Source organism: Rhizobium sp. 25PS6 (assembly GCF_032464655.1).
In the GTDB taxonomy this organism is placed as follows: Bacteria; Pseudomonadota; Alphaproteobacteria; order Rhizobiales; family Rhizobiaceae; genus Rhizobium; species Rhizobium laguerreae.
In genome coordinates, this window is the sequence record NZ_JAWDIV010000045.1 from 1 (window position 1) to 2,654 (window position 2,654).

Annotated in this window: 3 protein-coding genes; all 3 read right to left on the reverse strand. The window is 62.1% G+C overall.

Features of this window, described 5'->3' with window-relative positions; genetic code table 11:
• Nucleotides 1-6: 6 nt before the first annotated feature.
• On the reverse strand, nt 7-1,122 hold the full coding sequence (locus RWK44_RS34635; RefSeq protein WP_221985278.1) for an ABC transporter ATP-binding protein: 1,116 nt from the start codon (nt 1,120-1,122) through the stop codon (nt 7-9).
• Between the two features lie 3 nt (nt 1,123-1,125).
• Nucleotides 1,126-2,079, reverse strand: a complete 954-nt coding sequence (locus RWK44_RS34640) for a carbohydrate ABC transporter permease (protein ID WP_131666881.1) — start codon at nt 2,077-2,079, stop codon at nt 1,126-1,128.
• Nucleotides 2,076-2,654, reverse strand: a 579-nt coding sequence (locus RWK44_RS34645) for a carbohydrate ABC transporter permease (protein ID WP_316030152.1), incomplete at its 5' end; no start/stop codon positions are given. The genes RWK44_RS34645 and RWK44_RS34640, both read right to left, overlap by 4 nt.

Below are 2,654 nucleotides of genomic sequence, written 5' to 3' on the forward strand. Positions count from 1 at the left end.
TGGCCCTCACGCGATCCGCGCCTGTGTTTCGGGATCGAAGAACACGGCCTTATCGAGATTGAAGGCGAGGCGGGTGTTTTGTCCTGGCGCGATGCCGGTATCGGCGCGCAGGCGGGCGACGACGGATTTGCCGCCGAGCTTGGTGACGGCGAAGGTGTCGGAGCCGGCCGGTTCGACCACCTCGATCAGGCAGTCGCCCTCGGTCAGCGAGCGCGCCTTGCGGTCGGCGCCATCGGGATCGGTCAGCGCCTCGGGGCGGATGCCGAAGATCACCTGTTTGCCGGTATAGGCGGTCAGGCCGTCATTGCCTGAGATCACCGGCAATCGGAGCGGGGCGGCATTCGGCCGCTCCAGCGAGACTTCGAGGCCGCCGGCGCCGTTTACGACGGTGGCGTTGAGCAGGTTCATCGCCGGCGATCCCATGAAGTCGGCGACGAAGATATTGGACGGGCTGTTATAGATCTCGGCCGGCGTGCCGAACTGCTGCAGCACGCCATCCTTCAGCACGGCGATCTTGGTCGCCAGCGTCATCGCCTCGATCTGGTCGTGGGTGACATAGACGAAGGTGGTGCCCATGCGCTGATGCAGCCGCTTGATCTCGGTGCGCATGTCGACGCGCAGCTTGGCGTCGAGATTGGAGAGCGGCTCGTCGAACAGGAAGACCTGCGGATTGCGCACCAGCGCCCGGCCCATGGCGACACGCTGGCGCTGGCCGCCGGACAGCTGGCTCGGCTTGCGGTCGAGCAGATGGCCGATCTGCAGCATGTCGGAGACCTGGGCGATCGCTCTGGCCCGCTCCTCCTTCGGAACGCCGCGGATCTCCATGCCGAAGGCGATGTTGCCTGCCACCGTCATGTTCGGATAGAGCGCATAGGACTGGAACACCATGGCGATGTCGCGCTTCGAAGGATGCAGGCCGCTGATATCGCGCCCGTCGATCCTGATATCGCCCGAGGTGATCGTCTCCAGCCCGGCAATGGTGTTGAGCAGCGTGGACTTGCCGCAGCCGGACGGGCCGACCAGCACGAGAAAGCCGCCCTTTTCGAGTTCGAGGTCGATCCCCTTGAGAATGTCGACGGCGCCGAAGCGCTTTTTGAGACCGGAGATTTCGAGGAAGGCCATGGATTACCCTTTGACAGCGCCCGCCATCAGACCGCGCACGAAGTAGCGGCCGGCGAGGATATAGACGATGAGCGTCGGCACGGCGGCGATCATCGCCGCCGCCATGTTGACATTGTATTCGACGACGCCCGTCGAGGTGTTGACGACATTGTTCAGCGCCACCGTCATCGGCATGGTGTCACCGGTGCCGGCATAGGCCGAGGCAAACAGGAAGTCGTTCCAGATATTGGTGAACTGGTAGATCACCGTGACGACGATGATCGGCAGCGAGTTCGGCAGCATGATGCGGCGGAAGATCTGGAAGAAGCTGGCGCCATCGACCTGAGCGGCCCTGACAAGCTCGGTCGGAAAGGCCTCGTAGAAATTGCGGAAGAACAGCGTCGTGAAGCCAAGACCATAGACGACATGCACGAAGACCAGATTGACGGTCGGATTGCCGAAGCCGAAGTTGAAGCCCGTGGCATTCTGCAGCGTCATGCCGAAGCGGCCGAGACTGCCGAGGATCGTTGCCATCGGCAACAGCACCGACTGGAACGGGATGAAGCAGGCAAACAGCATCAGCCCGAACACCAGCGTATGGCCGGGAAAGCGCCACTTGGTCAGCACATAACCGTTCAGCGCCCCCATGATGGTGGAGATCGCGACGGCCGGCACCACCATCTTGATCGAGTTCCAGAAGTAACCCTTGATGCCGGCGCAGGTCAGCCCGACGCAGGTCTCGCCCCAGGCCTTGATCCAGGGATCGAAGGTCGGCGATTGCGGCAGCGCCAGCATGTTGCCGTTCTGGATCTCGTCCATGGTCTTGAACGAGGTCGTCAGCATGACGAAGAGCGGCATCAGATAGAGGACGGCAAAGATCAGCAGCAGGCCGTAGATGACGGTGCGGCCGATCCAGCGGGTGTTGGTGCTGTTCTGCGCCCTATCATCGGCTGTCGTCGGTGAGATGATCGTGCTCATCGCGCCTTCTCCTTCAGTTCGGAATAGAGATAGGGAACGATGATCGCCGAGATCGTCATCAGCATGATGATGGCGCTGGCCGAGCCGACGGCCATCTCGTTGCGCTTGAAGGTATATTCATACATGAAGTTGGACGGCAGCCAGGCCGAGCCGCCGGGGCCGCCCGAGGTCAGCGCCACCACCAGGTCATAGGACTTGATCGCCATATGGGCGAGCACGATGAAGGCGGACAGAAAGATCGGCCGTAAGAGCGGAATGACGATGCGCCGGTAGAGCTGGAATGGCGAGGCGCCATCGATCTGGGCGGCCTTCATGATCTCGCCGTCGATGCCGCGCAGGCCCGCCAGGAACATCGCCATGACGAAGCCCGACGCCTGCCAGACACCGGCGATGACGACGGTGTAGATGACGAAGTCCTTGTTCTTGATCCAGTCGAAGTGGAAGCTCGTCCAGCCAAAATGGTGCAGCGTCTGTTCCAGCCCGAGGCCGGGATCGAGGAACCACTTCCAGGCAACGCCTGTGACGATGAAGGAAAGCGCCATCGGATAGAGGAAGATCGGCCGCAACACGCTCTC

What these genes read in the sequence shown, in the direction of transcription:
- RWK44_RS34635 (WP_221985278.1), bottom strand. Translation starts at nt 1,122, where the DNA reads ATGGCCTTCCTCGAAATCTCCGGTCTCAAAAAGCGCTTCGGCGCCGTC.
- RWK44_RS34640 (WP_131666881.1), bottom strand. Translation starts at nt 2,079, where the DNA reads ATGAGCACGATCATCTCACCGACGACAGCCGATGATAGGGCGCAGAAC.